The organism is Streptococcus sp. OH4692_COT-348, from assembly GCF_003859975.1.
Classification (GTDB): Bacteria; Bacillota; Bacilli; order Lactobacillales; family Streptococcaceae; genus Streptococcus.
Window position 1 is genome coordinate 1 of the sequence record NZ_RQZB01000008.1, and the last position, 23854, is coordinate 23854.

24 protein-coding genes are annotated in these 23854 nt (G+C 36.3%); all 24 read right to left on the minus strand.

All coding sequences use genetic code 11. The features are described 5' to 3' along the window. A partial coding sequence (locus EII37_RS05820) for an SspB-related isopeptide-forming adhesin (protein WP_124787912.1) occupies positions 1-3262 on the minus strand: 3262 nt, incomplete at its 3' end. Between the two features lie 19 nt (positions 3263-3281). After that, positions 3282-4094, minus strand: coding sequence for an LPXTG cell wall anchor domain-containing protein (locus tag EII37_RS05825; protein ID WP_124787913.1), 813 nt, complete (start codon positions 4092-4094; stop codon positions 3282-3284). Positions 4095-4110: 16 nt separating this feature from the next. Beyond that, entirely contained in the window at positions 4111-5184 is a 1074-nt protein-coding gene (locus EII37_RS05830; RefSeq protein ID WP_124787914.1) for a hypothetical protein, read from the minus strand. A gap of 12 nt (positions 5185-5196) precedes the next feature. After that, positions 5197-5535: a conjugal transfer protein TrbC gene (locus EII37_RS05835; protein ID WP_124787915.1), complete on the minus strand. Its 339-nt coding sequence runs from the start codon at positions 5533-5535 to the stop codon at positions 5197-5199. A gap of 91 nt (positions 5536-5626) precedes the next feature. Further along, entirely contained in the window at positions 5627-7477 is a 1851-nt protein-coding gene (locus EII37_RS05840) for an AAA family ATPase (RefSeq protein WP_124787916.1), read from the minus strand. A 2-nt stretch (positions 7478-7479) separates the two neighbouring features. Continuing rightward, positions 7480-9225: a type IA DNA topoisomerase gene (locus EII37_RS05845; RefSeq protein WP_124787917.1), complete on the minus strand. Its 1746-nt coding sequence runs from the start codon at positions 9223-9225 to the stop codon at positions 7480-7482. 161 nt (positions 9226-9386) lie between these two features. Then, on the minus strand, positions 9387-14129 hold the full coding sequence (locus EII37_RS05850; protein WP_124787918.1) for a PBECR4 domain-containing protein: 4743 nt from the start codon (positions 14127-14129) through the stop codon (positions 9387-9389). Between the two features lie 11 nt (positions 14130-14140). Further along, positions 14141-14401 (minus strand): hypothetical protein, encoded by a 261-nt coding sequence (locus EII37_RS05855; protein ID WP_124787919.1) that lies wholly within the window; start codon positions 14399-14401, stop codon positions 14141-14143. A 119-nt stretch (positions 14402-14520) separates the two neighbouring features. Then, entirely contained in the window at positions 14521-16890 is a 2370-nt protein-coding gene (gene mobP2, locus EII37_RS05860; RefSeq protein ID WP_124787920.1) for a MobP2 family relaxase, read from the minus strand. Positions 16891-16908: 18 nt separating this feature from the next. Next, complete coding sequence (locus EII37_RS05865; protein WP_084910554.1) at positions 16909-17469, minus strand: hypothetical protein; 561 nt, start codon at positions 17467-17469, stop codon at positions 16909-16911. Positions 17470-17479: 10 nt separating this feature from the next. Next, positions 17480-17929, minus strand: coding sequence for a hypothetical protein (locus EII37_RS05870; protein ID WP_070459283.1), 450 nt, complete (start codon positions 17927-17929; stop codon positions 17480-17482). A gap of 10 nt (positions 17930-17939) precedes the next feature. After that, positions 17940-18728: a DNA/RNA non-specific endonuclease gene (locus tag EII37_RS05875; RefSeq protein WP_049550497.1), complete on the minus strand. Its 789-nt coding sequence runs from the start codon at positions 18726-18728 to the stop codon at positions 17940-17942. A 2-nt stretch (positions 18729-18730) separates the two neighbouring features. Continuing rightward, positions 18731-19078, minus strand: a complete 348-nt coding sequence (locus tag EII37_RS05880; RefSeq protein WP_124787921.1) for a hypothetical protein — start codon at positions 19076-19078, stop codon at positions 18731-18733. Continuing rightward, entirely contained in the window at positions 19071-19388 is a 318-nt protein-coding gene (locus EII37_RS05885; protein WP_049550499.1) for a hypothetical protein, read from the minus strand. The genes EII37_RS05880 and EII37_RS05885 overlap by 8 nt, the downstream gene beginning before the upstream one ends. A gap of 413 nt (positions 19389-19801) precedes the next feature. Then, the gene (locus EII37_RS05890; RefSeq protein ID WP_124787922.1) at positions 19802-20089 is read right to left on the minus strand and encodes a hypothetical protein; all 288 of its coding nucleotides are present in this window, start codon (positions 20087-20089) and stop codon (positions 19802-19804) included. Positions 20090-20121: 32 nt separating this feature from the next. Then, positions 20122-20478: a hypothetical protein gene (locus EII37_RS05895; protein WP_124787923.1), complete on the minus strand. Its 357-nt coding sequence runs from the start codon at positions 20476-20478 to the stop codon at positions 20122-20124. 181 nt (positions 20479-20659) lie between these two features. Next, positions 20660-21670, minus strand: a complete 1011-nt coding sequence (locus tag EII37_RS05900) for a hypothetical protein (protein ID WP_124787951.1) — start codon at positions 21668-21670, stop codon at positions 20660-20662. A gap of 1 nt (position 21671) precedes the next feature. Next, entirely contained in the window at positions 21672-22157 is a 486-nt protein-coding gene (locus EII37_RS05905; RefSeq protein WP_061420420.1) for a hypothetical protein, read from the minus strand. Further along, a complete protein-coding gene (locus tag EII37_RS05910) occupies positions 22144-22365 on the minus strand; it encodes a hypothetical protein (protein ID WP_000284343.1) in 222 nt (73 codons plus the stop codon). Before EII37_RS05910 ends, EII37_RS05905 begins: the two co-directional genes overlap by 14 nt. Before the next feature lie 9 nt (positions 22366-22374). Further along, complete coding sequence (locus EII37_RS05915; protein WP_124787924.1) at positions 22375-22605, minus strand: hypothetical protein; 231 nt, start codon at positions 22603-22605, stop codon at positions 22375-22377. After that, positions 22598-23044 (minus strand): thioredoxin domain-containing protein, encoded by a 447-nt coding sequence (locus EII37_RS05920; RefSeq protein ID WP_124787925.1) that lies wholly within the window; start codon positions 23042-23044, stop codon positions 22598-22600. Before EII37_RS05920 ends, EII37_RS05915 begins: the two co-directional genes overlap by 8 nt. After that, on the minus strand, positions 23041-23463 hold the full coding sequence (locus EII37_RS05925) for a hypothetical protein (protein ID WP_042902915.1): 423 nt from the start codon (positions 23461-23463) through the stop codon (positions 23041-23043). Before EII37_RS05925 ends, EII37_RS05920 begins: the two co-directional genes overlap by 4 nt. A 15-nt stretch (positions 23464-23478) precedes the next feature. After that, on the minus strand, positions 23479-23682 hold the full coding sequence (locus EII37_RS11380) for a hypothetical protein (protein ID WP_000878299.1): 204 nt from the start codon (positions 23680-23682) through the stop codon (positions 23479-23481). 8 nt (positions 23683-23690) lie between these two features. Then, on the minus strand, positions 23691-23852 hold the full coding sequence (locus tag EII37_RS11100) for a hypothetical protein (protein WP_180833423.1): 162 nt from the start codon (positions 23850-23852) through the stop codon (positions 23691-23693). Positions 23853-23854: the final 2 nt, after the last annotated feature.

Consider the following 23854-nt stretch of genomic DNA (forward strand, 5'->3'; position numbering starts at 1 on the left):
CTGCTTTGATAACCTTACCATTTTTCAATGTCACATCATAAGGCAACACAAGCTCTTTTTCTGCTGTGTATTCTGTACCCTTGATGATACCCTTCCAATTACCAGTATAGCGATCATGCTTCATATCGAGCTTATCTACACCGTCATATTGGTATAATGTATCATGTTTTTCTGGAACAGTTACTCCATCAAGAAGGTACTGAACAAAATCACCTAGCTGAACTTCTTTGCCATCAAGGACTTTCTTGCCAGTTCTATCAAGTACATGTTTTTCTGGCTTAACATTTGGAACTTCAACTGTTACAAGATTCGACTGATAGCTATTCCCAAAATCGATCTGTTTAAAATCGTTCTTCACGATTTCTCCCTCTTTTACTAAGAGTTTCGCTGAAAGATCAATCGTCACATTTTTATTTTGCTTCACGTAATTGTTGTAGAAGCTCGCAGAGTCTTTCGCAACCCAAAGATAAAATTCACCTTTAGGTGCCAAGTTCAATTCCTTCAGGATATTATTGATAGCATCCGTACGCCCAGCATCTGAAAGAACATGATACATATCAAAGAGATTTTTCACGTCTTGCCCTGCAGCAGTCATCTTGATTTTGCTGTGGTCAACTGTGAAGGCTTTGTCTTGAACATCATCCAGGATTCCAAACTTCTTACCAAGTGCCTGCGCTGAAGCAAGAGTTTTGGTGTATGGACTGTAATCTGTTGTCAGACGGAAGGTCACGTTGCGGTCAAATGTTTTAGCACCATTGATATCCTTGCCAGAATGATCTAACACAGATTTGACTGGTTTTGGAGGTCTTGGAGTGTAGTTCGTAACAGTATTTGAGAAAACTTCATAGTTATTCACTAACACTTTATAAGTGTTGTCATAGAAGCCCTTGTCATAGATTGGTTTCCAGGTAATCACAGGAGCTTCTAAGTGCTTCCCTTCGTAGGTTGCAGTAAAGGTATAAGTGTTCTTTCCTGCATCATAGGCAACGCCCCATCCTGCTTTCTCTGCAGCTGCCTTTGTGACAGCTACATCAGGAACAGCACCAGCTTCGAGTGGATCAATGATGGTAATCTTGTCTCCCTTTTTAAGGTTCGCATAGATATTATCATGGGTCAATGTATAAAGCTGAGTAGCATTTTTAGCTACTGTTTGGCCATCTGTATTCGTTTTATCTGTGTCAGATACAGACTTGCGGACAGTAGGTTTATACTGCAATTTGTAACCGTGATAGCTTGCAGATAACTTCTGATTTTTAGTTTCAGAGAGAGTTTTAAGAGTCAAGGTTGGTTTGACTGGATTCTTTGTATTCACCAATTCAGCTGATACGGGCTCAGGTTTGACAGGTTTCACAGTTGTTTTTGTGATAGTTGCAGTAGTTGGAACTTCAACAACTGGTGCTACCACTTTAGTGTTTAAGGCAAACCAGTATGTCTGTCCTGTTGGTGTTGCAGAGCCATCCCATTGAGCAAAATCAGTAGTGAAATCAGTCCCTTTAGTGAAGACACCGAGTGCTGCTCCCTTATATTGATAAGGAGAGTCAGAAGTATCCCATGTAACTCCAACATTTTCCTCTGTATTATAGCTATCAGCATAGTTGTAACCATCGTTTTTATGGTATGTTACAGTTGAACCGTTAATCTCAATATTTTTACCATTAACTGCTCCAGCACCTTCCCAACCAACTTTGTTATAGTTAAGAGATGAATAAGTTATACTTGCTGGAGTTTTTTCTGAAGCAGTGAACACTACTTCTTTACCATCAACATTGTAATAATAAGTATCAGTTACTCTAAACTTCATGTAATCCGAAGTATCACCAGTACCATCATTACGAGCTACAACAAAGCCTTCTGTTGGGTCGTTCAAGACATAGACATCATTCAATCCTGTCTTCCCTTGATTAAGAATCTCGAATTTTCGATGGATACGAGAAATATCATGCTTTTTACCATCTGCAGTTGAAACAGTCAAACCTTTCAGATTAGTGTAGTCAATTTCTGTTTTCCATCCAGTGCCAACATCCTGATATTTCAAGACTTTGGTAGAATCAAGAATACGACCATATCCAGAATTTCCACTTGAAGAAGCGACATAGCTTGTAGTCAATTCTTTAGCGCCAGAAGCACTAGATTTTATGTTAGCATTTGGATTGGCCGAAGCAAGACTGAGAGCCTGTAAGACAACCTCTTTTGTGAACCCTTCCGTACTTGTTTTAGATTGAAGTTCATTGTATTTCTTCTGCCAGTCTGCTTGTGCTTTCTTAGCTTTATCATAAGCTGCTTGGTTTTGTTTCCCAATTTGCTTCGCTTCATCAGCTGAAGAAACTTCCTGTGTTTTAGAAGTTAAAAGTACGCCAGAATTTTTCAAATCAGCTGATTTGCGATCAGCATCTTGGTTGACTTGATCACTAGCATTCTTCTTCTCTGTGTAGGCAGCCATCATGGCTTTGTTAAGTTCCACTTTGCCTTTTGCAGCTGCAATAGCCTGATCATTTTTCTTTTGTAGCGCCTCTACTTCTTTGACTGAAGAAACGGTACGTGTCACTACCTTAACTGTTACGCCCTTTTTCTCCAAATCTTTTTCAGCAGCTTCTACTGCCTGATTTAACTCAGAAGCTTTCTGAACATTAGAATCATAGGCCCCTTTTTCAACCAGGTAATCTGCTACTGCTTTCTTGTTCTCTGACAAGATTTTCTTAGCTGTTGTAGCAGCTTCCTTGTTTTTAGGTGCTGTTCCATCAGTTGCAGTCGAACCATCATTCGTTACAGTGACTGTTGTTGACTGTCCGTGCTTGCCTTTTTCAGTAGCCACAAAGTTATTATTGGCTTGAATAGCTTCCTGCGCTTCTTTAAAGGCTTCATTGTTTTGAACTTGTTTTGCAGTCGTGTCTTCAAGTGCCTTGACCTGCTTGTCCTGGTCTTGTTTAATATCAGACTTAGACTGTTCTAGTTTTGTTGGAGTAGTATCTGTTCCCTTATCAACTGATTTAGTCTCAGAAACATTCACCCCTGCTTCTTTTGCCTTTCCAGCTGCCTTAGTAACTACACCATTATCAATCGCTACAGACTGGCTTCCTGTTGCTTTACCAGCTTGTATAGCGTATGCGTTGTTATCATTTTTACTTTCAGGCTGGACTGCTTCATCTGCCAATACAGATCCTGCAGAGAAAGCTACAATCCCTGCAACTGCAATTCCTGATACTAATCCTTTAGCCCATTTTTTCTTACGGAAATATCCGTGTCCTTTTGTTTTTTCTGTCATATATGTCTCCTTTTTTTAATTAAAATAGTTTTTTCTTGTAAAAATAACCTACTGCTGTCAACAACATGCCACCAATAGTACTTAGAATACTTTCTGCTGTTCCAGTGTTTGGAAGTGTTTTAAGTTTGCCTTCTTTATCAGTAACAGAGATAGTCTTATCTTCGTTGACAGTACCACCGACCTCTTCAGGAGCTACTACAGAGCCATCTGAAAGGACTACGTTTCCGCTTTGAGTGCTAACAATTGAAGCTCCTGTATTCGTTTCAACTGGTTCTTTTATTACATCATGCACCACTTGACCTGTTGAAGTTGAAGTAGTTCCAATTTGAGACTTCCCTTGTTCGTTTGCCTCTACTGTTGTTTTTGGTTTTTCAGCAGGTACACCATCAAGGCTTCCAGCGTTATCCTTACCTTGTGGTTTGTCTTTAGTTGATGATGTATCTGGTGTTACTGGTTTATCAGTTGGTACGCCATCTAAGCTCTCCGCATTGTCTTTACCTTGCGGTTTATCTGTCGTTGATGATGTATCTGGTGTTACTGGTTTATCAGTTGATACGCCATCTAAACTCTCCGCATTGTCTTTACCTTGCGGTTTATCTGTCGTTGATGATGTATCTGGTGTTGTTGGATCAACTGGAGTAACTGAAGGCTCTGTTGGCTGAACTGCTGGAGCCTCTGTTTCTGTTGAAGTGCTAGGTGCTGTTGGCGTAACTACTTCTGTTGTTGGAGCAGAAGAATCAATTGGTGCAAGCTCATCTGCATATACAGAACCAGCTTGTGCAAGTGCGATAGTTGATAGTGCTAGTGTAGCTAATACTTGTTTCTTGTGCATTGTGATTTTTCCTTTTCTAATTTTTAAGATAATTTGATTCTTTTGGTTCTGTTTCTACAACAAATCCATATTTTGAAGAATCAGAAGCTTTTACATCAAAAGTTAATCTAACGCTAGATGATTTATCCGCTTTTTTGACGGATAGGATATAGGAAACCGTGTATTTTTGAGTTTCTGAATCATAATTCAACTTCTCTAAAATAACGGACTGTAAAATTCCTTCTTTTGGTTGGGTGAATTTTGCATCACCTTCAGAAAGAAAATCCACTAGATTTTCTTTTTTGCCTGAGTAATAAGAAGGTAAGAAATAGCGACTAAATACATCAACTTCATTTTTCGTTGAAATGATTAGTTGAGTATTTTTTTGTTCCTGATATAAGAAATTTACTTTTTCTGACTGGTTAGATAGTTGAGTGAAAGCAAAAAATACACAAACGATATTTACTATTGTAATCACTCCAACAAAACCTAAAAATAGATAAAATTTCTTGAGGAAAGATGACTGCTTTTGAGATACGGGATACGTAGCATCTGTTTGATCCCTTGCTTTTGGAATCGGTGGCAAACGACTTGATTGAGAATGAACCAACGTTTCACCTTCAGCTGGGAAAAGGGGGAGAGAAGAATCAGATAATCCCAAACTTTGTTTATATACAGGATAAATCTGGTTCTCAAAATACTCCCTTTTTTCCTGATAGCTGTAACTCGCAAATTCAGAGCGAGTAAGTATTGCTTGAATTAGGGGAAACAAGAGATTTTCATAGTCTTCAGTAACGAGGAATGGACTAGCATAAACCTCCCCTTCTGTTACTGCGCTTTTCCCTTCTAGATGAGCAATTGATACTTTTTTCAGCTGAAACTTGCCATACGCCTGTTTTAACTCTTTAAACAACAATTCGGCTTGTTGAAATGTTAGGTAGGGCAAACTTTTTGAAATCGGCTGAGGAAAATTAGCAAGATGATCCAATCCCTCAATAATATCAAGCAGTTCACTATCATCCTCTAGACCTTTTCCATCTTCCCAGGTCAGTTCTAGGAAAAGCTCATCGGTAATAGAACATCTATTTTTATTAAAGAGTGAAAAAGTCATAATTTTTACCCCTTACTTTTTAATAAAGTTAAAGAACCATTCAATAATACCTGGGCCTGCTGCAACACCAATAATTGCAACTGCAATCGCAACCCAATGTTTCTTCATCGCCGCTTTTAGCTCACGTCCACCAAAACCATAAATCAATGAAGTTACAACCGCTGCTAAACCAAATAACACAACACCGATTCCCTGAACCTTAGTTATTCCTTCTTTTGCTAAGGTATCAGACTTGGCGAACGGATCTTCCGCATAAACTGTAGATCCTGTTAGAAATAGAGAAAGGCTCAATAAAAACATTTGTGATTTTGTCTTTACTTGCTGAAGTTGTCTTGTCAAATAATTTTTCATAGAAATCCTCCTTTGTTATTTTGACAATATTAGTGTAATAGATAATTGAAAAAAATTTTTTAAAGGGACAATCATTTTTTTGTTGTGAACTTTATGAAAATAATACTTCACCAAATGACTTATTTTTAGCCTCAACTTCAAATAATATTTCTCTTTTATCTTCACGATGGTGTTCATCTGGCGCATCACCTTCTACCCAAAGATGAAAATGATATTCCTGGTTAAAATCTGATAGATTAAGAAATTCTTTAGAAATTAAAGGAAGTACTTTATGCTTAATCACTCTTTCAAGTGGCCGTGCACCGTCCTTTATATTTGTTCCCACATCTAATAAATAAGTAACCAAACTTTCTTCATAAGAGAGAGTCAACTTTTTATTCTTCATTCTTTCTTGAATTTCTGATAGCTGTTTGACAATAATTTCCTTATTCACTTCCTCGTCTAACATGTTAAAAATCAATTTATATTCAATTCGATTGAGAAATTCTGGTCGGAATTTAGTTTCCAACTCCAACGTCATGCTCTTTTCAAACTGAATTTTATCCCTATCGGTTAGCTTTTTAAAATTCCCTTTCAATTCATACTGCTTAATAATTTTTTGCGAACCAATATTCGTAGTAATAATAACAATCGTATTCTTAAAGCTCACTTGCCTTCCAGTTGAATCAGTCAAACGTCCTGCATCAAGCACCTGCAAAAATAAATCTACAACTTCTGAGTGTGCTTTCTCCACCTCATCGATCAGAATAACGCTATAAGGTTTTTGTTTAACCTTCTCAGTCAATTGACCTTTTGTCCTAGTTTGACGATCGCCAATCAACTTTGTAATATCTCCTTTTTGCTTGTACTCAGACATATCAAAACGAATAATCGCCTCTTCATCATCAAACATCCCCTCTGCCAATGCCAGGGCAAGCTCTGTTTTTCCAACTCCTGAAGTTCCTAGAAACATGAAGGAAGATAGGGGCTTTCTTTGATCCTGTAAACCAGCTTGTGCAACAGTTATAGCATTCACAACAGCATCTACAGCCTCATCTTGACCTTTAACCCGTCGTGACAGCTTTTCTTTTAAACCATCTAGCCTTTCCTTGTCACCTTTCAAAATCGTCGTGACAGGAATACCTGTTTTATTTTTCAGCACCTCTGCAATTTCTTGCTTACCTACATGGCCTAACCCATTTGTAGAACAAATTGTCGCTGCTTCATCTATTAAGTCAAAGGCTTTATCAGGTAAAAATTGATCAGGTATGTAGCGAACAGATAGAAGTACAGCTTGTTTTACAGCATCAGAACTAATAGACACCTGGTGAAATTTTTCATAAATAGTTTTAGCTTGTTCAAGAATTTCAATCGCTTGAGTAGTTGTCGGTTCAGAAACCATAATTGGCTGCATCCTTCGCTCCAGCGCTCGGTCCATTTCAATATATTCATGAAATTCATCTAAAGTAGTTGCGCCGATCAATTGCATCTCACCACGTGACAAAACTGGCTTTACAATATTTCCAGCATCCAGAGCACCTTTATCTGAACCTCCAGCACCAACAATAGTGTGAAATTCATCAATAAAGAGAAGATTCTCTCCTTTAGTTTCTACCATCTCCTCAATAATTTTTTTAAACTTAACAATAAATCCTCCATCCTCATCTGACATTAAGCTAGATAGTTCCAGAGAACGCACGGTCAAATTTTTTAATTTTGGAGATACCTGGTTTCTTAAAATGGCTAAAGCAAATCCTTCAACAATAGCTGTTTTTCCCACTCCAGCTTCTCCTACCAAAATAGGATTATTCTTAGTTCGCCTGAGAAGAGTGGTCTGAACAGCTTCTACTTCTTTATCACGTCCGTACACCTGATAATCTTCCGCTTTTTTTGAAACTTTTTCTGTCAAATTATCTGTATAACGATCTAAATAGGGTGTGTTTTTCTTTTCTTCAGTAGTCACACTTAATCACCTCTTTCTTTTACTTCCTTGATTTGAAGAGTGAGCTTATCTTTTATCGCATCCACAAATTCTCGTGGATTGATTGTCCCTTCTCCAATCTGAGATAGAAACATTTCCCATCCTCCTGTTGTCTCTGGATCAGAGAATTCATTGTCATAGAGATAATTGATAAGTAGATAGGCCTTATTGGTAGGAGTTAGTTGACCTGTTTTTTTATCTTTAACAACATAACCCTTACTTTGAATTTTTTTAATGATTTCTCCTCTAGTGGCTTGTGTTCCCAAGCCATATTTAGGAAATATTTGGCCAATCAATTGGCTTTCAGTTAGTTTTTTAGGTGGTTTCGTTTCACCCCCTACAATCTGAACCTGCGTATCAATTTTATCTCCCACTTGATAATCAGGAACTTCAACTGGACCTCGTACCTTTCGTGAACTCCATTCAGCCCATCCTAATTTATGAAGCGTTCTACCCTTTGTTTTAAAAACAAGACCATTATTTTCTACTTCAATTGTTTTAGTTGAATAATAACAATCATCCGCAAACATCAAGATTGCTTGCTTCACAACTGCTTCATAAATCAGCCGTTGGTCAGTTTTTAAATTCGAAAGGTTTGGAATTCTTTCAGTCGGAATCAAGGCTGAGTGGCTTGTACCAGATACTTTTTCATCATTGACATAATCTTCTCTAGGCTCCAAAAACGCTGGCTGAAAATGACAATTAATAGCTTTTTGATAGGCAGATAGATTTTCTTTTAAATCGTCAAATTCAAAATGATTGATGTATTCTGAGTCTGGTCGTGGATAGGAGAGAAAACCTTCCAAATACAATCCCTCAACAATGCTCTCCGTTTTACTTGAGTCAAATTTCCAGGCGCTTGCTGCAAAACTTTGTAATTCAGACAAGGTAAATAGTTGTGGTGCTGATTTCTGATGTTCTTCTTCCTCAACTGAAGAAACAACAGAGGTAGTTGATAATCCCCTCGAAGAGGCTAAAATAGCTTCACTATCTTTAGTTTTATCTTTAGTCGTAAAGAACACCCCATTTTTCTTATCCTCCAGCTGAAGCTTCCAATATTTTTCTGAAGTAAAGTTGCGAATCTCTAAATCATTCTCACAAACTAGTCTGACCGCTGGTGTTTGAACTCGGCCAACCGATAGATGGCTACCTTTTGTTCGAGGGAGTTGTCCTCTTGCTTGAAGATCAAGAGTTGCAAGAGGTGATAAGTTCATTCCTACCAACCAATCACTTTGTGCACGTGCTTCAGCTTCCAAGTAGTAATTATAGGTTTCTGAAGGTTCCTTCAATTCCTGAAAAGCTTTTTGAAGAGTTTTCTTTGTCATGGAGCTTGCCCAAAGACGTTTCCAAATTTTCTCCTTGCCTCCTGGTATATGCGATAAAATAGAGTACGCAATCCGCTCTCCTTCTCTATCAGCATCCGTCCCAATAATCACTTGATCTGCTGTTACCACTTCATCATAGATTCTCTTAAATTTTTCTCTCGAATCCTTGTCCTCTTTCAGATGTTGCTTAAATGAAACATTTGTAAGAGGTAATTTATCAAGCGACCAATTGTCTGGTTCACTATATTCAAATAGATGCCCTTCAGCAGCCACCACATGTACTTCAACTGGAAAATAGGGTGACTGCCTAATGACATAGACACCTTTCTTTTTACTAAATTGTCCCAAAGCTGTAGCGTAAGCTTCTGCCTGTTTCTCTTTTTCAGCCAGAACAACTATAACCATATCATTCTCCTTCTACTTCATTTTCTGTCATTGTAAGCTATAATTAAAAAATCTTTTGTAAAGGGACATAGACAAATAATACAGTAAGTTGATATCAAAAAACAGCACAAAAAGTTATATAACTTTATACACAAAAAAGAGGCTCTTAAAGAGCGCTCTTTCTAGATTTTAAGCCCCTTCTTTGGGCTTTGGATAAAATTTTGATTTTGTACCACCTGTCTGTTTAACTGGTAAGGTTTTGTATGTTGTTCAACACTTTTTACAATCTTAGATACTGTCCCATGAATTCGTTTCATAGATTGCGCTAGTTGTTGATCATCAAGAGATGTTAAATTATCAGTCCAAAGTGCCATATAGCGAATAGCTTTCTCCGAGGTATCTAACCCAAAATGCTTAGAAACGAGATAACTTGTCATCTCAGCTTCAAGTTCTCTACGATCTTTTGAGACATCTTCCTTATACGAGTTAGCAAATTTAGGATTATGCAGACTAGCATGCGCTAACTCGTGAATGGTTGTTGCAACGACTTCTCCAGGAGTATTATCTGGATTCAAAAGTATTTTTTGTTCATCTGGATAAAAAGCTCCCTTTGCACTCTTCAGCTCTTTTGCATCATCTTGATAGATGGTTACACCGATACTATTTGCATAATCGGAAAGTCCTTCTAGCACTTCTTTAGTACGAACATGATCCATATTAAAATCATAATGACGATTTGGCATCGCTTTTGGATAAAATTCAGGCTTCAAGGTTGTTTGAGACAACTCAAATACTTTATACGTAGCGAATTTAGCTAAGCCTGTATTTGAATCTCTTTCCTGGAAGAAGCGAGATTTTAACTTCCCTTCTTTCTTAAAAGCTTTTTCTTCAGGTGTCGCTTCAGAAAGTCTTTTATATTTTGGATTGCCTTTTCCGTTTTTTACCTGGTTCCCATTTTCATCCAATACAGGAATCATTTCAACCATCATAGGTCTAAACAAGGTAATATGTGATTTTTCACCTGTTTTAACTGAAAGATTGTTATGGACAACTTCTCTTGTTCGACCTGTTTTTTTATTGGTATAGGTATTTCTAGTTTCAAATACCTGATCTGAAGTAATTCCAAGAACTTCTCCCATAGATTGCCATTGATTATAGGTTGCGACTGCATTCGCTCCTGGCCACTGTTCCTGAATCAACGCTACATTTCTAGGTGAGAGTTCTGGAAACTTACTCATAAAATTCAGATACTCTTCTAACCGTTCTGGTGTTTCTGTGTACTCTCTCACTTTTTGAAAAGCAACCTCACTCAATTCATGAGGCGTTAAAGTAGCATAATCAATACTACTTGAGTTTACTTCAGGAGTCTCCAAATTCGAAATAGGTTCCTCTTTCAGAATCTCCTCTACACGCTGAAGCAAATTATTTTTAGTTTCTTGCTTAGAAGATTGAAAAGCTACCGTTTCTCTTGTATCAAGAGTTTGACCTGTTACTTCTTCTGTCAATCGAGTTGATTCATTTGCTTCCTGGGAAATTTCCTTATTCACCTCTCTATTTTCCAGCTGAGAAAGAATTTCTTCATCCATCGATGCTAGTTCAGATTGACCGTTGAGTCGACGATATCCTAATCCTAGCATTTGTGAAATTGGTCTAGTCTCATCTCCAATATCATATCGAATTCCCTCTTTGATCACTTCACCACCTGGAGCATAGATATCAAACTTAATTTTGGTAGGAGGGATATAGCCTTCAGTATTGCCTGCTGTTACTTGTTTCATTCCTTCTTGATGAATTGGATAAAAGTACTGATTGGCCTTATATAGCTCCCTAGCGAAATCTTGATACGAAATCAGCTCGGTTTCTTTAAATGGCAATTTAGGCCCATCTGGTCGCTCCTCAGCCCATTGAAGGCGTACATGGTAGTTCTCCTTATAGATGTGATCTTGTTTCCACTCTTTATAAAAGTCTGAATTTGTATCTAGGAGATGATCTTCTCCAGCTGCAGCAACAATCTGATCAAATTTATCATTATGCTGTTTCGCATAGTCAAGATACTGATTCCAGGCTTGATGAAATTCTTCTGGAGTTTTTGAGATGTCGCCTGGCACACCTAAATTATAGACAGTATCTAAGACTTGAGTGAACGTAGCCGAATCAAGTAGGGGGCTATTCAGTGTGTTCTCTAGCGTTGTTTGTTCAATTTCTTTAGTTGTATCAGGCTTGATTTCTTCAAACAAGCCATCTTTCAAAATGGTTTGCAACTCATTTCCTCTATCCTTGACATAATCCTCATTGATAGACAACTGTTCAATATTACCATCACGTTCACGAAAGACAGCAAGTATAACTTTTTCCTTAGTTTTCTCTACATCAACTTTTAGATCTCTCTTGATTTTCATGAGAGATGCAGGGACACGTTCTTCTCCTATATCTTTGAAAAGAAGCAAGAAATCCTCGTCTTTACTCTTGATAGCTTCTGAAAAGTTAAGTCGTTGCGCAATTCTCACTTCGTCTAAGTTATCCAAAACAAACGATTTAGGATCAAGAATATCCTCTAACATAGGAATAACTTGTAATTTTTCTTTTAGACTATTACTAACCAGTATTTGATTATAGTCTCCCCTTCCCTCAGCAAAATCGACTACAAAATCTCCAGCATTTCTACCTGGAACAACTGGCCTGATTCCTGTTAAGTGTAAAAAGTTTTCTCGTTTAAAATTAACATCTAGCAAACTCACCTCTCCATTATTGGAATAGAAATAATAGATTTTACTATTCGCTAATTCCTCTAAATACCATTGAGATGATTTCTGAATAGAACCAGCGTACTGATTCATTCTTTTCAAATCATCAGATGTAATTGGATGGTATTTCGATTGTCTTCGTTGCACTTCCTCAAAAGTTGTGCTAAAATGTAAGTAACGATAGGGTGATGTCGGGTGACTGGCAACAGTTTGCTCAAAGGTTGCTGATAATTCAGCTTCAGGTTCGGCACTGCCTACAGCATCATGCTGTGAATAGCCCTCTCCACCACTGGCCCTATCATTCATTTGCTCTTGAGAATTCTCAGGAGCTTTTTCTTTTGATTCAACTGACTCTGTTTGAACATTCTCCTCAGCTGAAATCTGTGATTGATAATCATGATCTGCTTTTTTTGCCTGTTCTAAATAAGGAGTTGGAAGAGTTTCTCCCAATTGCGTTGAAAGGTCACTGTCTTCACTACCAATATCATATCGAAAATCATCTGTCAGACGATTCCCCACCTCATCTTGCAATGCAATATAAGTTTTATCATATCCCAGACTAAGCATTCTCAAATTATTCTCTTCATACAATTGAGCTATAAAGTCTTTATATGGGATCACATCTCCTGATGAGAATTTCTGAGATAGATTTGGATTTTCTGTAAAATCAAAGGCTACAAATAACTCTGGAGGTACTGAGCTTCGCTCTTCCTCTATCATCTGTTTTACTCCAGCATTTCCTTGTGCTTGTTTGGCAAGCAATTCATCCACCTTCAGTCTTTCCTCATCTGTTTTCGGATGATACTTGGTTTGTGAAGATAATTGAAACTCTCCTTCTTCAGTCAACTCCAGGGCAACTCTTCGTAACCCTTTTACAAAATAAGTATTTGGTTGTTTTTGCCACTGATTCACTAAGCCCTCATCAATTAAGGTTTGAGTTGCTGGTTGAATATTAGTTTTACCCATTTGTTCAGATATGCCCTCAAGTCTAGTCAACTCTTCTTGATAGCGTTTGAGAGTAGCTTTGGTAAAGAACGACTCCCCACGTTCAGCTTTTAGTCGTTCCAGTTTTCGACGTGCTTGAGCAAGACGACTGTTATCAGTTTTGTCTTCCTGTCGATTCTTTAAAACATCATTCCAGTCCGTTTTATCTTGTCCTGGTTTTAGTTCTGGTAGATCTGAATTGATAACAGCTCCTTTTGCCTCCAATTCTTGAATGAATGTTCTACCTGCTTTATCATTATCTAAAGCTAGAGTAATCAAATCCGCATTTTTCCCATCTTCAAAAAAGTGATGATCAATAGCTACTTGAAGTCCGTCCGCTAATTGTTCAGGTGTCCATCTTAGCGGTTTTCCTGATATTTCAGCTTGAATTCGAGATAGATGACGGCCTATAGTCGATTCTTTCAAACCATCCATAGAAACTAATCTGACGTCCTGAAGACTATCTTTGTGCAATTCATAGTAGGACATTAAATCAATTGGACTCTCAGTAAAAATCAATCGTTTTGGACTGCCAATATCAACATGAATACCAGTCATAGGATCGGAGTTTTTCATAATCACTTTAGCATATCCATGTTTTGGCCACTTCTCCCAATTCTCCTGGATTCCTTGTAAAGAGGCTCCAACAACTTCACCTGAAGAAGAAGAAAGGGACTTGAATACAATAACTGGCTCAATCGCATTTGTTGAATTTCCGCCATTACCTTCCACAAAGTAGTCAAGTTTGGCATTAGCTTGGGCTAAAATACCCTGTTCCAAAAAATAATCAATCGTTTCATCGGATAGCCCACGTTGATTTCGTAAGTAGTCTCGTCCAGCTGATAACGGCTGCTCGTATTTTTCAAGATAGTATTTAAAATCTTCTTGAGGCCTTTCAACCATTTGAAACTCTTTAAAATTTCCATCATTTAAAAAATCTACAGATTGGTTAAAATCCACTTCCTTTATCGTTTCAACTAAAGAAATCGAATCTCCACCTGTATTTCTAGAGAACCATTTCCATAAATTTTTATCAGGTGAAATAACTAGGCTATCATGTTCTTTCCATCGATAGTCCCGTCCAGAACGAACCAGCTCCATCTGAAGCTCATTTGCAACATCCAAAATATCTCTAGAACGTGCAAATTCAACACGTTCTCTACGACTTTTCCCACGTCTTGATTCTTGTTCTGTCATATAAAATCTCCTTAAAATCCTTCATACTGTGGTTTATACGGCTCTTTCTCTGCTTGTAGAAACGTTTCTGGATCTAAGTGAACCAATTCCCCTACTGAAAAAGATTCAAATAGCTCAGAAGTTTCCTTAAAATCTAGAACCATCTCTAAATCAGAATTTCTTCCTTGACCCTCAAAATGCACTTGCTTGCTATCGGCATTTATTGCCGTAATTAACCATTCGGCTGAGAAATCAAAGTCTTCAACTGCGACATCTGGAAATAATAGATTCATTTTTCTTCTCCTTTCTCTTTTTATCTTTCTATTCTATGCAATAACCAAGAAATTCCAGTTAAAGGGACAATACAATTCCATTTTTTAACTAAAAAAAGTCATTGCTTTTACAATGACTCTTATATACTGTGGCCTTTTTCCTCCAGTTCTTGCCTCTCATCGCTTCTCTCACGTTCCATGAGGGCTTTTTTATTTGCACGTTGGGCACTTTGAAGAGAATTGGTCAAATTTCTCATGAAATCTGTATTGATGATTGCTTTACCTTGGGATTGTTGGACGTTTTTTCTTTGTAGGTTCTTCCTTTCTTGCATTTTATGTGAAACAGCTTGAGCTAACTGACTTTTCTGATTGCTTTCTTCCTCTGGCAATATTTTTTGATAGAGTGATTTGAGTTCAGAAAATCCTTTCGCATTCTCCTGTTTTAATTTTTGAATAATCGCTTGATCAGTCGTTTGTGAAATTTCCTTGTTTCGACTGTAAATCTGATGTTTCAGCTGAAAAATTGAGATATGGGTCTGTAGCTCTTCCATATAGCTATCTTTCGTCACAGGATAGCCCTTTAGAATAGTCAGGACTCCTTCATCTTGAAGAGGTTGAACTGCCACTAATTCTAGCTTCAAACGTTTGATAGGTGCTTGAATTGCTAATGAATCAGCCTTTTCTACTGAAAATGAAACACTATCTTCAAACTGGTTAGCAAGAGATTGTTTTAGAGATTGGTCTGATTCACTTAGTTTATAATTTGGAGTCAGTTGCAATTCAGTCAGCTTCAGTCTTTGTTGAATTTCTTTCTTTTTCAATTCAACAAATGGCTTATCGGTTTCAAGTGGTTGAATTTGATCAAAAAGAGTTTTACGAACTAATAAACTACTCTGTTTTTCCTCCAATAAACTCAATTTTAAAGCATAGCGAAATGTTCCTAACTCCTGGCGCTCTTTTAATGATCGATCACTTTTCTTTTTAGCTGCTTCTACAAGATCTTTCAAATCAGCTGAAGAAAATAGCGACAAGTCTCTTAAACTAAGTTGCTTCTCCAGTAAGTCTTCTTTCATCTGACTCACATCATAAACTAATTCCGTAACATATTCAGGACGTCCCAAACCTGTTCCGTGTTTATCATAAGCAGCATAGACTGGTTTTGTGATTTCAAGAGGTTTTGCCCCATCTTTCAAATCATAACCCAGTTTTTTCCAAGCATCTAGTGTTTTGATAACACTTGCATTGGGATCCTGTTCTAAAATCATTTGTTGATTCTTTACTGAGAAATTGGATAAATTTTTTTCCAGCCGAACATCAGCTATTTCAGGAGCATTCTCACGAAATAGGTGCAAGATTCTATTTGCTAATCGTTCTCTCAACTCCTTCTCTCGATTCGCTATTAATTGCTGCAGATGATAGCCTGTAGCCTCCTGTTGTGTTTTCTCAACACGACCATCTAGTTTCCGAATCTTCTCGTAGGTTGATTTTTTTCCAGCCGAATAAGCTCCTCTATAGGTTTCTAGGAAGTCCTTCGTTTCTTTCAGAAATTCTTGATAGAGCTCTTTCCCATCATTTTCTAAATAGGAGTCCAGATAGCGGTCAAGGAAGAATTTACTGACTGCAAAATCTCTTGCATTTGAGCCATAGCGCCATTTTTTATCCATAGGCAAATGATTATAAGCCTGCTCCAAAAAATTTTTTTCAGCTGAAGAACGCACCATCTGATCTCTAAATACAGAATTGATCAACTCACTTCTGATATTGGCCAAGATTTGTTCTCGTCGAACAATCATTCCTCTAGTCTGTTCATTCAACAAGCCATGAAAAACATCACTTTTAAAACGCTCAATAGTTTTCTGGGAAAAGTTTCCTCTGTACTCCATTCGTCCACGAGGTCGATAGAAAATTTTTTCTCTTGCAGACTCGACTTCTGATAAACCAAAATGCACATGAATATTATCCGTATTCAAGTGAATGTTGGCCCACCAAAATGATGAATCAGATAAGCCTTCTTTTTCAATCAACCTCGGCAATGCTTCACGTATGACCGACTTAATAGCTTGCTGATCGACTTTCCCAGTTTCCAGATCATATAATCCCTCCTTGGCCAAAAAATCATTATCAAAAGAGATAACACCCTGCCATAAAAGAGAGCCATTTTGATAAGCCTGTTCTAACTTACTTTTCAATTCAGTTACTTTGCTACGCTGCAAGTAATTGGCTTCTTTTGTAAAAATCGCTGTCATTTCTTCATTTTGATTTTCAGTAGCATAAGAACGATTCATATAATCGATGTACTCTTGGAAATTAAGTTTTGTTTCTGGGACTTCAGCTTGGATTTTTTGTAGTTCATCTTCAGTTAGAGACTCAATATTTTGTCTGTGTGTTTCTAAATTTAATTCATTATCAACCTCGACAGCTTCGTCTCTATTGGTGTAATCTACAAACCCACTATTTGCTTCTGTATATTGCAGCATGAAGGTAATACTTGGACTAGAAGATACGTTCATTATTTTCCTCTCTTTGAATTAAAATAGTCCATTTTTTCTTAAAAGAGCATAGTCTTTTAATAACGGTTGTAATTCTTCAGGTTCAACTTGAAAATCATTGATCCACCGTCCTGATTGAGAAATATGTAATTCTTTTTGCTCTTCAATAAATTGCATGGGAATCAATAAGATATTTGGTTTTTCTAACTCTGAACCACTTTCTCGTTCTAAAAAGGCGACAATAAAATCTTGATTTCCTTTTGTTCTCAATTGCCAGTGATGGGAGTTCCCGTTTTTCCTTTTATACAATGAGCTGTATTTTACATCAATCGTTAGACCATCTAGCCAAAAATCATATACTGGATTATTTTTCTTGAAGTACTTATTCGCATCCGTTGCATCTGGAACATACTTTTGAAAAAGCTCCTCGGCCATTCCCCCAAGCTTAGCCGTCCTAGAACCATACTGAATTTTATCTTGAATTTTCAGACAGCCACTCTTAATCAATTTCAAATGAGCTATATGAGTAGGCAACCCTGACTGTCTCACCGCTTCATGAAAATCTCCTGTTTCTAAATAGATCTCAACAACATCTACCATTTACTGTACCTCAATGAGAATGTTTGATTGTTTGACCACGTGCAACATCTTCTTGAATGACATCGTTGATTCTTGCCATTAATTCATGCTGTGTAGGATCCAGTCGTGAATGAATAGATTCCAAATCTTGAACATCAAAATCATCTTTCGTAATAGCATGAAAATTGGTTAGTGTTAAATAGAGAATTTGATCAAGTTGACGATGAATTGCCTTGTTGTCATTTCCAGAATCAAAGCTACCTCCCAAATTTTTTTCCAGCTGAGTCAGTCGCTCATAAAAATTTTTTCCTTCTCCTAATTCAATAAAGAGTTTATAAAAAACTTCAATCAAAGTGACAAGCGTTGCTGAATTATTTCGATACTGTTTCTGCAAAGCAGACGATTCTTTCAAGTAAGATTTTACTTCCTTAAATTTTTCATGTGTTTCTTCGCTAAAGTATAAGCTAAGTCTTGGATTCATTTTTCCCTCCTCAATTTTTCTGAGATGATCCTGTCAAGTAATTGATTTTATATCCTGGTTGAATATTAAAGATATATACATCAAATGAAATCTCATCATCTTCAATACTCTGTGCTTCCATACGAACTCCTCTAGCAACTAATTCCACATTTCTAAATATAGGAGTTACTCGATAGCGAACATGGTGGTTCGTATTTTTTATGTAGTTAGAAATTTTATTTTCATAGTAAACCATTGATGATTGTTCATCTTCAAAATTTGCATTTAAAGCACGTGTACCTGTAAATAAATTTTTAGCATTCGCATTTTCTCCACTTAATTGAAAACCGATTAAGTGAGAACGATTATATAAATAATCTTCTTTCCCGTTGAAAATTATTTTTTTATTTTTCCATCCTGTTGGTGTGATAGACGAAATAGATTCTCTATCTTCAGTTGGCATCAAATCTTTTCCCAACATCGCTTCAGCAATTCCTACACGATTTAAAAAATCTAGATCAGAATATTTTTCCCAGCTGCCATTTTCTAAACTCAATTCGTTTTTTGTAAATTGTGATTTTTCATTGACGACAATCACTTGATTTTTCCCATCATACTCCTTCGATTTCAAATCATCATTTTTCAGAGTAGGATTCAAATTAGAGTCGGAATTTTTTTCTTCAGCTGAATCGGCTATGTTCAATTGAGTCGGGATATCATTTTGTGTCAAGCCAGATTTGATAGCATTAAAATTGTTAGGTTGTACGATAAAGATCGCAAGAAAAATGAGAATAATGAACAGAGATTTATTCTTCTTCATTTTCAAACACCACCTGACCGTCGCTCAGTTTCAAGTGCAGATACATCATCCATAAAATGTAACCAATTTGTCGTTAGTTCATTTACAATATCTTGTTTAACATTTAAAGCTGAAAGAGAAATGTCATTCTTCAACATCAATTCTAAAATCTGACTTTGTTGGTTTTTGATATCGGACAATGTTTCCGCAAATTGATTATTGTACAAATTCAATCCGTCATTCATTACGATATTTTGAACTTGCGATAACATAAACTCGTTAAAGCTAGGATAGTTATATTTTTTTGAAATATCTCGAAGTTGTTCAAATATATCATCAGGTATATTTCTGATTTTGATTTCTTTAGTCATCACTTTCCACCTCTCCTTCATACTCTAACCAACGTGAAATATGATCGCCATAGCGATCCATTTTTTCTTCAAATTCTGAGAGTATCCTTGTCTGTTTTTTCATTTGTTCCAGAACATGGTCAGAAGCTAATTTCATATTTTCTAAATGAGCAACATACAAATCTTGAGCACGATTAAATTTTCCGTACTCAATTTTTTCACGACAGATTGAGAGCAAAAAATCATTAAATGACTTGGCGTTATTTTTCTTAGCAAGAGCTTTTAGATAGCTAACCTCTTCCTGTGTTAATCCTCTAATGAGAATGTCCATTTGTATCCTCCAATTTAATATTTATTGTCCCCAAGAGTAGGACTTCTTTTTTCTTTTGTCGAAGCAAAAGCAAAAAGAAGCAAAAAAGAAAACTTCAACCTCGCAACATCACGAACCGATTCGGTTCTATTTTTGCGGTTTTTCAACACACTAACACACACAGAGGGACTAAGGTCCTTTTTAGGTGTGTTGTGGTAGAAAAGAGCATAAGGGAAACTGTCCCCACGTAACGTGTGGAGTTGATAGTATCAACGTTTCCAATGATATCAATTTTCTCGGTTTCACCTACTTACACACACATGCTATACTTACCTTTACACACTTTATAGGTGTTATACTTACACTGTTTTTATTCTTTACATACTTTTACATACACCATTTTTGACTTTGTTTAGAAGTTCAAAACTCAAAAATTAAGACTGATTTTCAACTGGAAAGAGCCCTTCTTCACGATTTTTCTTAGCTGCTAAACGTTGTTCTTTTTCCTCTTCTTTGATGAGATTAAATTCCATTTTTAACTCTTCAAAAATCGATTCATACGACTGATTCTTGTTTTTCTTCAATTGAATTTGAACATAAATTTTACCAATTTGTTTTTGAAGATTCTCTTCTGCTTCTTTGCGTTCCTTTTCCAAAAGGGCAACTTTTTTCTTTGCCTCTTCTAGTTGATTGTCAATTTTTGTTAAATCATTTTTAGCCATGATTACTTCCCCTTTTTCTAATTTCGTATTTCTTAATTCCTTAATTTATTTCCTGCAAAGCTGGTAATTTTTTCTTTTACAATTTGGAAGTTGCTCCACAAATCGCCATCTAATTTTTTCAAATCAATCACATAAACTTCATGATCATTTTTCTTGATGGTTAGTGTGAAAGAACGTTCATCAATTTTAATTTCCTGTAGAACGAGATACATTGAAGAAAACATTTCTCCTTTATATCCTGGTTTACTATGATAGGTCATTCCATATTCATCAATATCCAGCACAACCCATTTTTGTTTTCTAAACAAACCTTTTGTACTTGTAAATACAGTACGATGCTTTCTAACTGGTTGATTTTCCTTCGGTGCTAATTTAAGCTGTTCTTTCATTTTTCTGCCTTTCTTTTTTTAATTGATTCTAGTATAAGAGATAACTGAAAAAAATTTTTTAAAGGGACAATCATAAAAAATAAATCCCCTTAATTCAAAAATTAAGGAGATTTTTTGACTGCTATTTGTTGGTAAACACAAACTCGCTTATCATCGAAAATGCGCTCTTTGTTTCACTTTTTTAATTCATTTCTACAGTTTCAATAGGATTTGAAAATTCAAATGTTCCATCTTTGACTGCCTGTTTTTTCTTGTCCAAGGACTCCAATTTAGCCTTCAATTTTTCAATGTTTTTATAGGCTGTTTCGATGGTTCTATTCTTCGTTTCAATGTTTGTATCCAGCGTAGCAATATTCTTTTGATTGGCTTCGAGATCATCACCTGTTAGATATTTTGCTTCCGTTTGAAGACTCGCTTTTCGTGAATTATCATCTTCAATTGATTCCTTTAATTGAGCAATTGAGGTTGTCAATTTTTGAGACTGTTCATTCTGGAAATTGATCTCTTTTTCGATTTCCTGAAGAGTAAATTCTTCTCTGGAAACAACCTCAATAGCTTTAATTTCAAGCTGAGTATTTTGAGGAGTTACAAAGAATTGTACAGTGTCATCCTCTTCAGATTTCTTTTGAGAAACCTTTTTAGAGTCACTGGATGGCGATAAGATATTCACATCAATTGAGCTAGAAGCGACTGTCTGATTTGTCACATCGATCGCAAATGCACCAAAATTTTTCGGAACTCCTTTAATAATAACTGATACTTTATTATCAATGATTGGGACAACATCCATTTCTATTTTTGAGTCTTTATGTTGCGCATAGAGTTTCCATTTCAATCGTTTGGCATCGATGCCCCGATCTATCGAAGTCGTAGCATCTTTCGTCTCAAATTGTAAAACAATAATTCCAGTATCTGGTGAATATTCCTGGCTGACCAGTTTCATCTCACCACTCCCATTCGCAAAAACTTGCTTTGTTTTGAGTTGTTCTGAAGTATATGTTTGTCTTTGTGGTGAGAAAATTGCTCCCATCAAAAGGGTCAACCAGGTCACAAACAACATTGAGAAAATAACTAGTTTTCTCTTAATAATATTCTCTTGAAACCAAACTTTAATCTTAATAAATGGTTTCAAAATTGGGCTAGATTTTATCTTTTCAATCCAGCGCTTAAATATTTCAATTAAAGTAAACATTTTATTTCTCCTTCCTGATTTTTTCATAATACTGATTTGTTAAAGAGTTTATATCTGTCTTTTTTTCAGTAGCCCACATTCCATACAAAGATAAGGGAAAAACTATAATAGCTACACAAATAGTTACAAATATATCTCTCATAAACTCGACATTTCCCAAATAAACCGATTCAAAGACTGTCATAAAAGAAACGTCTTTCAATCCAACTAATTGAAAAAAATTTGAATTCATATGAACTAAATTTACTGTTACATATGCAATAAAGCCTAAAAAGAGATTGATTGGCACTAAAGCTAGCAAAATATAAAAAGATATGTCTCTTAAAATTGCAAAAACTCGATACTTCGCATTTGTTACAAACAACATATAAAAAGTTGATACATAATCAAAACTTTTTTGTTTCCTCGATAATGTATAATTTTTTATACCTCTCAAATGTTTGTTAGCTCTTTTCTGCTTCAAACTAGATGATTTAGTTCTTCTCATGCTTCTTATATCCTTTCCAAATAAATGAAACCTTACTTTTCGGCCAAACACTTTTTAGTAGCATTAAGAACGCCAATGGCAGCCTTTTCGTTTTGATTTCATTTCCAAAGTTATCACATATAGTTATCCTGAAGAGTGGTACAAACCAGATCGCTATCAAGACAGTTCCAACCACGCCATGCGCAATAGCATTTAAAATTTGATACATACTACCTCCTTAAATACAGCCTAACTTTTCAGGTGCCAAATCCAATGTTAGCCAAAGAGCTTCATCATGCGAAATATGCGTTAGTTGTCCTCCCTCATCATTAAAACGATGTAGGGTAAACGTTCCATCTGATAATTTTCCTAAAACAACCATTCCTTCATTTGTTTTAGCACGCCATAGTTCCCAATCTGTTTGAAAAGCTGTCTCGGCCCACTTACTCAGTTTTATTCTTTCAGTCATTTATGGCCTCCTGGATTGCTTTCTCATCTGCTACAATCTTTTCCTCTGAATCCCTCGAAGCATATAGATATTTCTTTATTTTTCCCTTACGAATCTTGATGATAGTTGCAGCTTTTTCAACCTGGTATTTTTCTACCAACTTTTGACCTTCTTCTGTCTGAGTATCAATGTAAAATGTTGGATAGGAACCTTTATTGGCTGCATCTACAACTACACTTTTTCCAACCTGACAGTAAGGACAATCTTTTTTATAAAATACTAGGTTTACATTTTGATCAAGTACAGTATTCTGGTATTCCTTCTGAGTAAGGTGAGGATCGTAATCTAAGATAAAATGATCTTTATACACCCTATACCCTCCTAGAACTGCGAGACTCACAACTAAAATGACAAGAATAGCCCCTAGAACTAACTTAACGTTTCTAAAAATCTCTCTCATCCTATTTCCTCCTCATCCATAAAATCAAATATGGAACCTTGAACATAATCAATCTTGGCCAATTCTTTTATTTCTGATTTCAAGTTAGTGAACGTTGTCATCACTTCTTGAAAAAGCAAAGGATCAAATTCCTCGGAATCCAATACACGGACAATTGGTAACATTGGATAATGATCTCTCAACTCCTCCTGCAGGTAATCTGAAATCATTTTATCATTCGAGATAACACTATCTATTCTAACAATCGCTGGAATACTAGAAATACTCTCCTCGTTTTGATAAAAAGTTAAAGCTACGTCCCCTGCAGAAACCGACTCAAATTTTAAGTTATCCGATGAAAGTTTAAAATAATAAGCCAATGGTTCTTGTCCAACTCCTGTTAGGTAGTATCCACGGATAATTTTGAATAACTCTGACATCGACCTGTCTCCTTCCTAACAAACTTTTAGAAGTCTAAACGGAGCTTGATACACATCTGGATAGTGAATCAATCTCTTTTTTCTTTGTTCAGGAAGTGGTTTTCGATAATGTTTTTGAAGATACTGAAATGCTAGTCCCAAAGTATCAAAAACTAAAACTTTATTCTCCCCATTACAAATATAGTCACCTAATTCAAAACTGAAAATTACGTACTTCATTCTTCTTCTCACTTTCTATTTTGGCCAATCATTGCCAACTGATCTGTCTCTAACTCAGCATCATATCCGTTTTCAAAACGAACTTGTTGACGAATCCCTATAAGTGAGAGAACTAAGAGAAATCCTCCTACAAATATAAGGCTAAATAATCCAACTAAAATCAAAATCATAT

Bases quoted from the DNA above. Each gene is read 5' to 3' on its own strand.
- mobP2 (WP_124787920.1), bottom strand. From the start codon at position 16,890: ATGAACGTATCTTCTAGTCCAAGTATTACCTTCATGCTGCAATATACA.
- EII37_RS05875 (WP_049550497.1), bottom strand. From the start codon at position 18,728: ATGAAGAAGAATAAATCTCTGTTCATTATTCTCATTTTTCTTGCGATC.
- EII37_RS05830 (WP_124787914.1), bottom strand. From the start codon at position 5,184: ATGACTTTTTCACTCTTTAATAAAAATAGATGTTCTATTACCGATGAG.
- EII37_RS05905 (WP_061420420.1), bottom strand. From the start codon at position 22,157: ATGAGAAGAACTAAATCATCTAGTTTGAAGCAGAAAAGAGCTAACAAA.
- EII37_RS05865 (WP_084910554.1), bottom strand. From the start codon at position 17,469: ATGGTAGATGTTGTTGAGATCTATTTAGAAACAGGAGATTTTCATGAA.
- EII37_RS05890 (WP_124787922.1), bottom strand. From the start codon at position 20,089: ATGGCTAAAAATGATTTAACAAAAATTGACAATCAACTAGAAGAGGCA.
- EII37_RS05850 (WP_124787918.1), bottom strand. From the start codon at position 14,129: ATGACAGAACAAGAATCAAGACGTGGGAAAAGTCGTAGAGAACGTGTT.
- EII37_RS05835 (WP_124787915.1), bottom strand. From the start codon at position 5,535: ATGAAAAATTATTTGACAAGACAACTTCAGCAAGTAAAGACAAAATCA.
- EII37_RS05910 (WP_000284343.1), bottom strand. From the start codon at position 22,365: ATGTATCAAATTTTAAATGCTATTGCGCATGGCGTGGTTGGAACTGTC.
- EII37_RS05895 (WP_124787923.1), bottom strand. From the start codon at position 20,478: ATGAAAGAACAGCTTAAATTAGCACCGAAGGAAAATCAACCAGTTAGA.
- EII37_RS05880 (WP_124787921.1), bottom strand. From the start codon at position 19,078: ATGACTAAAGAAATCAAAATCAGAAATATACCTGATGATATATTTGAA.
- EII37_RS11100 (WP_180833423.1), bottom strand. From the start codon at position 23,852: ATGATTTTGATTTTAGTTGGATTATTTAGCCTTATATTTGTAGGAGGA.
- EII37_RS05825 (WP_124787913.1), bottom strand. From the start codon at position 4,094: ATGCACAAGAAACAAGTATTAGCTACACTAGCACTATCAACTATCGCA.
- EII37_RS05920 (WP_124787925.1), bottom strand. From the start codon at position 23,044: ATGAGAGAGATTTTTAGAAACGTTAAGTTAGTTCTAGGGGCTATTCTT.
- EII37_RS05855 (WP_124787919.1), bottom strand. From the start codon at position 14,401: ATGAATCTATTATTTCCAGATGTCGCAGTTGAAGACTTTGATTTCTCA.
- EII37_RS05885 (WP_049550499.1), bottom strand. From the start codon at position 19,388: ATGGACATTCTCATTAGAGGATTAACACAGGAAGAGGTTAGCTATCTA.
- EII37_RS05870 (WP_070459283.1), bottom strand. From the start codon at position 17,929: ATGAATCCAAGACTTAGCTTATACTTTAGCGAAGAAACACATGAAAAA.
- EII37_RS05900 (WP_124787951.1), bottom strand. From the start codon at position 21,670: ATGTTTACTTTAATTGAAATATTTAAGCGCTGGATTGAAAAGATAAAA.
- EII37_RS11380 (WP_000878299.1), bottom strand. From the start codon at position 23,682: ATGAAGTACGTAATTTTCAGTTTTGAATTAGGTGACTATATTTGTAAT.
- EII37_RS05915 (WP_124787924.1), bottom strand. From the start codon at position 22,605: ATGACTGAAAGAATAAAACTGAGTAAGTGGGCCGAGACAGCTTTTCAA.
- EII37_RS05845 (WP_124787917.1), bottom strand. From the start codon at position 9,225: ATGGTTATAGTTGTTCTGGCTGAAAAAGAGAAACAGGCAGAAGCTTAC.
- EII37_RS05925 (WP_042902915.1), bottom strand. From the start codon at position 23,463: ATGTCAGAGTTATTCAAAATTATCCGTGGATACTACCTAACAGGAGTT.